The sequence below is a fragment of the Acidimangrovimonas pyrenivorans genome (genome assembly GCF_042643245.1).
In the GTDB taxonomy this organism is placed as follows: Bacteria; Pseudomonadota; Alphaproteobacteria; order Rhodobacterales; family Rhodobacteraceae; genus Acidimangrovimonas; species Acidimangrovimonas pyrenivorans.
This window is the reverse complement of record NZ_JBHRSK010000025.1, coordinates 1-5700: the sequence shown is the minus strand read 5'-3', so window position 1 is coordinate 5700 and position 5700 is coordinate 1. Positions and strand designations below refer to the sequence as shown.

Genomic DNA, 5700 nt, shown 5'->3' with positions numbered 1-5700 from the left:
TCCGCTTCCGCGGCCAGCGTTTCGATTGCGGCTCGAAGGCCGGCTTCCTGCAGGCCACCGTCGCCTTCGGCCTCGCCCGCGAGGAACTCAAGGACGAGCTGGGCCGCTACCTGCGCGAGGTGATGGCCATCGACAAGGCGGCGGAATAAGCTGCCGGCGACAGTGGAAGAGTGGGGCGGAAAGCGGACGTGCAGACAGTTCTGGTGACCGGCGGGGCGGGCTATATCGGCTCGCATGCCTGCAAGGCCTTGAAAGCGGCGGGCTACCGGCCCGTCACCTATGACAACCTGTCGACCGGCTGGGAAGACGCGGTGAAATTCGGCCCGTTCGAGCGCGGCGACCTGACCGACCGCGCCCGGCTGGACGCGGTCTTTGCGCAATACAGCCCGGTCGCGGTGATGCATTTCGCCGCCCTCAGCCAGGTCGGCGAGAGCATGGCCCAGCCCGGCCGCTACTGGCACAACAACGTCACCGGATCGCTGACGCTGGCCGAGGCGGCGGTGGCGGCGGGCTGCCTGAACTTCGTCTTCTCCTCGACCTGCGCCACCTATGGCGAGCAGGACAACGTGGTGCTGGACGAGAACAGCGCGCAATTCCCGATCAACCCCTATGGCAGCTCGAAACGCGCGATCGAGGAGATCCTGCGCGATTTCGAGGTGGCGCACGGGCTGAAATCGGTGATCTTCCGCTATTTCAACGTCGCCGGCGGCGATCCGGAGGGCGAGGTGGGCGAGCATCACCGGCCCGAGACGCACCTGATCCCGGTGATGCTGGAGGCGATCGACGGCAAGCGCCCGGCGCTGACCATCCATGGCACCGATTACGACACGCCCGACGGCACCTGCATCCGCGATTACGTCCATGTCTGCGACCTGGTCGACGCCCATGTCCTGGGGCTGGAATGGCTGCAGGCCGGCAAGGCCAGCCGGGCCTTCAACCTCGGCACCGGCAGCGGCTTCTCGGTGCGCGAGGTGATCGAGGCCTCGCGCGCGGTTACCAACCGCGAGGTGCCCTACGAGGAGGGGCCGCGCCGGCCGGGCGACTGCACCAAGCTGGTCTCGGGCTCGACCCGGGCGGTGCAGGAACTGGGCTGGCGCCCGACCCGCTCGACCCTGCCCGAGATGATCGGCGACGCCTGGCGTTGGCACCAGACCGGGCATTACGAAAAATGACGTCCCCGCGGGATTTTTCGACCCGCACCGACAGGGGATTGTGCCACGATTGCCCGGAGCCATTTCGATGCCGAGAGACGAACAGATGCCCGTGACGCTTTCCTCCCGCTACCAGGCCTCCGAGGGCTTGTCGCGCTATGCCGAGCGGGAGGCCGAGGAGATCCTGAGGATCTACACCACGCGGTTTCCCGACAAGCGGGTCCGGCTGATCCTCTACGAGGGCGACAACCCGGTCTGGGCGGCGCCGAGCATCGTTCCGGGCGAGCCGGCGCTGGGGCCGGAGCATTGCGGCCCGGGCTTCCTCGGCATCGTCGAGGGCGGGGTCGAGGACGGCGAGGCGGTCACCGTCTTCAGCTCGATCCCGCGCCGGCCGACCCCGGCCGAGCGCGAGGATACCGAGGCGCCCTGGGTCCCCAGCACCCGGATGCTGGGAACGCTGTTCCGGGTCTCGCCGCTGCTTTACGAGGATCTGCGCCACCGCCACGAGCTGCGGCGCCAGAAGGAAATGGAAACCCACCAGTGGAGCCCGCTGCCCAACAGCACCGGCGGGGCGCGCTTCGTGCCGGCCGAGCCCGATTTCGGCGATCGCCGGCCGGCGGTGCTGGTCGGGTTCCACTGGCTCGAGGTCGGCGGCGCCGAGAAGCTGGGCTTCGACTGCGTCCGCTGGGCGCAGGAGGCCGGCTTGCGGGTCTTCGTCGTCGCCTCGGTGCAGGCGCTGCAACGGCTGGCCGACCGCCTGCCCGACAGCGACGACGTCACCTTCATCCGGCTCGACCGCTATCTGGCGCATGGCGAATGGGCGCCATATGTGCTCAACCTGATCCGGCAGGAGAATATCCGCCTGATCCATATCCACCATTGCGTGCCGCTCTATTCGGCGCTGCCGACGGTGCGGATGATGGCGCCCTGGGTCCAGGTCGTCGATTCGACCCATATCATCGAGTATTCCGATGGCGGCTATCCCCGGATCTCGGGCGTGTGGTCGAATTTCATCGACGTCCATCACGTCATCAGCCGCGAGCTGATCGCGATGTATCGCGACCGCTTCCATGTCAGCAACAAGGTCCGGCTCGGCCGCATGCTCGACCGGCCGGAGGCGCCGCGGCAGTTGCCGGCGCCGAACATGGCGGCGGGGAAACAGGTGCTGACCATCACCTTCGTCGGCCGGCTCTACTACCAGAAGCGGCCGGGGCTGGTGGTGCTGATCATGAAGGCGCTGGCCGACTGGGCGGGCAAGGCCGGGGTGACGCTGCAATTCCATTTCGTCGGCGAGGGCCCGTTCGAGAAGGCCTGCACCGGGCTGATGCGCCGGCTCGGGCTGGAGGCGATGACCAAGCTGCATGCCGCCGGCACCGATATCCCGGCACTGCTGGGCCAGAGCGACATCCTGCTCTTGCCGTCGTCGAACGAGGGCCTGGCGCTGGTCTGCTACGAGGCGATCGAGAAGGGGGCGATCCCGCTCTCGACCGATGTCGGCTCGCAAAGCGAGATCGTGCCGCCCGAGCTGCTGCTGCCGCGGGCGCCGCGGGCGGCGCTGAAGCGCACCGTCGAGATCGTCGACCGGATGTGGCGCGACGGGGATTTCGTCGCCGCCCAGGGCAGGGAGCTGGCCACGCGCTATGCCGCGGTGGCCGCCGACCCGACGGCGCGCGAGGTGATGATGCCGCTTTACGAGGCGGTTGCCGGGACGAAATGACCATCCTGCCGCGATGAGGCCCGGACGGCCGGGCCGCTTCTTGACGCCACCGGCGCCCGGCGGCAGAAGGGAACGGGTTTGAGCAGGTTCAGCTTCTTGAAGGAATTCGCACGCCAATGGCTCTGACAAGCACCACGGCCGCGGTGATCGTGACGTTCAATCGCTCGGCGAAACTGTCGAAGGTGATCGACGCGGTCCTGGCGCAGACCGTGCGCCCCGATCTGGTCTACGTCATCGACAATGCCTCGACCGACGACACCGGAGAGGTGGTGGCGGCGAAGACCGATCCCAGCATCCGCTATGTCCGGCTGGGCGAGAACAGCGGCGGCGCCGGCGGTTTCCACGAGGGCATGAAGATCGCCTACGAGCAGGGGGCGCAGTTCCTCTGGATCATGGATGACGACGCCTATCCCGAGCCCGACGCGCTGCGCCTGCTGCTGGCCGGGATCAACGATTTCGAGGACCGCTATTCCTGGAAACCCAGCTTCGCCTGCTCGGCGGTGCGCTGGATCGACGGCTCGCTGTGCGAGATGAACACGCCGACGCCGGTCTGGGACTGGCCGCGCTTCTACAGCGCCGAGACGCCCTATCTGCTGGTCAAGTCCTGCTCCTTCGTCTCGGTGCTGATCCCGCGATGGGCGGTGCGAGAGCATGGCTTCCCGATCAAGGACTATTTCATCTGGTTCGACGATTCCGAATACACCCAGCGCATCGCCAAGTCCTATCCCGGCATCTTCTGTCCCGACAGCCTGGTGATCCACGACACGCCCGACAACAAGGGGGTGAATTACGGCCTGATCACCAAGGGCAACCTGTGGAAGTTCCGCTATGGCGCCCGCAACGAGACCTCGTTCCAGCTGCGCGAGCGCGGGATCTACGGCGTCGCCGCCTTCGCCTACCGGGTCCGGACCGAGATGGCCGAGGGCGAGGTGCCGGGCAAGATGCGGCGCGAGATCTACCGCTCGATGCTGCGCGGGCTGCGCTTCAAGCCCGCCATCGTCCGGCCCTGACCGTCGGAACGCGGGTCAGAACCGCGTCATCGCCCGGGCGCCGAGCCGCCAGGCCGCCGCGCGCAGCCGGTTGAGCGGCGCCGATTGCCGCAGCCCCGGCAGCGCCGCGCGACCGATCTCCAGCAGATGCTCCTGTGAACGGATCGGGGTCTCGACCGCCGGGGCCGGGCCCGAGACGGCAAAGCCGGCGACGCGCTCGATCCAGTCGATATCGGCCTGGTGGGCGGCGACATGGGGCGCCATCAGCGCCGCGTCCAGCCCGACCTTGCCGGTGCCGAAACCCCTGAGCTGCCGGAGCAGCACCTGCCGCGCCTGCAGCCGCGCCGGGTCGGTCAGCCGGACACCTTCGGTGACGTTGTGGTGAAACAGGATCCCCAGCGCCTCGAGCGACAGGCCCTCGTTGCGGTCGCGGGCGGAGATCCGGCTTCGGTCGAGCCCGAGGCGGGTGGCGAAATCGGCGACGATGTCGCCCTCGGCCAGCGCCGCCCGGTCGAACAGGCGGAACTCCAAGTTGTCGGCGCCGGCCTGCCGCAGCCAGGGCTGGAACCGCTTGCGATAGCCGGGCGCCGGCAGCTCGAACCGGGCCTGGCCGACGCGGATGCGCTGCTGCAGCATGCTGGGCACCAGGGCGCGGAACGGGCGGATATAGGCGATCACGCGGACCGCGTCGTAATGCCGCCGCAGCTCGGCCAGCATGGCCTTGATCTCGGCCGGGGTCAGGTGGTCGCACAGCATCTCGCCCGACAGGATCAGGTCGCGATCGTCGCGGAAGGCGGCCTCGAGCCGGGCACGGTAGCGGCTTTGCAGCCGGGCCACCTGCTGCGCGCTGCGGCCCTTCTGGCGGTGCTGGAAAAAGCGATCCGGCGCCTTGGCATAGATGGTGCAGAGCGGCTCGCTATGGTTGGCGGGGCCGAGCCTCGCATAGGCGATGCGCGGGTCGCGATAGCGCCGCAACGCCGCCTGGATCGCCGTCGAGCCGGTCTTGGGCATGCCGATATGCAAATGGCAGATGCGCGTCATGCGGTCCTTTCGGGCGGGGCCGGGGCGTTCCTCTCCTCCTCCTTCTTCTCCGCGCGACGGCGGGGCGCGAGGGGCGCTTGCGGGCGCGGCTGCGGCGGGGTCGGCCTTCCACGGCACTGTAGCCGCCGCGGGGCCGTTGTCCATGCCCGTTTCCCGGGCGCGGCGCCCGATTGCAGGGCATCGCGGTGCGCGCGCCCCGCCGGGTGCCGAGGGGCTGCTTTCCGGCTTGGAAATTCCGTGGTCGGCGGCTAGGGTGCCGCCAAGTTGCGGCTCGTATCTGCCGCGAACCTTACCAGGATTTCAAGACGTATAGATGCGCAAGCTCATCCTTCACATCGGGGCCCATCGCACGGCCACCACAGCCACCCAGAAAACCCTGAGAAAGAATTTCAAGGCCCTGCTGCGGCAGGGGGTCTTCTACCCCTACGGCGTCGACCGGCATATCCGGATCGCGAACATGCTGCTGAGCGGGGCGATGCCGCCGGCCGAGCTGGCCGAGGATCTCGGCCGCCGCGCCGAGGCCTGGGAAAAGGAACTCGGGCGCGAGGTCGGGACCATCATCCTGTCCGACGAGGATATCTGCATGCGGCGCGATCTGTCGATCCTGGCCCCGCTGCGCGATCATTTCGACGTCGAGATCATCTTTGCCCTGCGCCGCCAGGACCTGTGGCTTGAAAGCTGGTACCTGCAGAACGTCAAGGGCCAGTGGAACAAGTCCCTCGCCCACCTGACCTTCGACGAATTCATGGACCGGAGCGAGGAGTTCCACTGGATCGATTACGACCGCTATGCCCGGCATCTC

4 protein-coding genes and 2 pseudogenes are annotated in these 5700 nt (G+C 68.0%); 5 read left to right on the top strand and 1 reads right to left on the bottom strand.

Annotated features, from left to right (window positions below; all coding sequences use genetic code 11):
• From ACFOES_RS20565 to ACFOES_RS20550, 4 genes and pseudogenes are all read left to right on the top strand, one after another.
• Positions 1-149, top strand: a pseudogene (locus ACFOES_RS20565) (UTP--glucose-1-phosphate uridylyltransferase); the annotation flags it as partial.
• 39 nt (positions 150-188) lie between these two features.
• Positions 189-1172, top strand: coding sequence for a UDP-glucose 4-epimerase GalE (gene galE / locus ACFOES_RS20560; protein WP_377835518.1), 984 nt, complete (start codon positions 189-191; stop codon positions 1170-1172).
• 85 nt (positions 1173-1257) lie between these two features.
• Positions 1258-2868, top strand: coding sequence for a glycosyltransferase (locus ACFOES_RS20555; protein ID WP_377835516.1), 1611 nt, complete (start codon positions 1258-1260; stop codon positions 2866-2868).
• Positions 2869-2984: 116 nt separating this feature from the next.
• Positions 2985-3878, top strand: coding sequence for a glycosyltransferase family 2 protein (locus ACFOES_RS20550; protein WP_377835514.1), 894 nt, complete (start codon positions 2985-2987; stop codon positions 3876-3878).
• 15 nt (positions 3879-3893) lie between these two features.
• Here ACFOES_RS20550 and ACFOES_RS20545 read toward each other — a convergent pair whose 3' ends face one another.
• Positions 3894-4898, bottom strand: coding sequence for a hypothetical protein (locus ACFOES_RS20545; protein ID WP_377835512.1), 1005 nt, complete (start codon positions 4896-4898; stop codon positions 3894-3896).
• Positions 4899-5211: 313 nt separating this feature from the next.
• Between ACFOES_RS20545 and ACFOES_RS20540 the strand changes: the two are divergent.
• Positions 5212-5700 (top strand): annotated as a pseudogene (locus tag ACFOES_RS20540) (hypothetical protein); the annotation flags it as partial.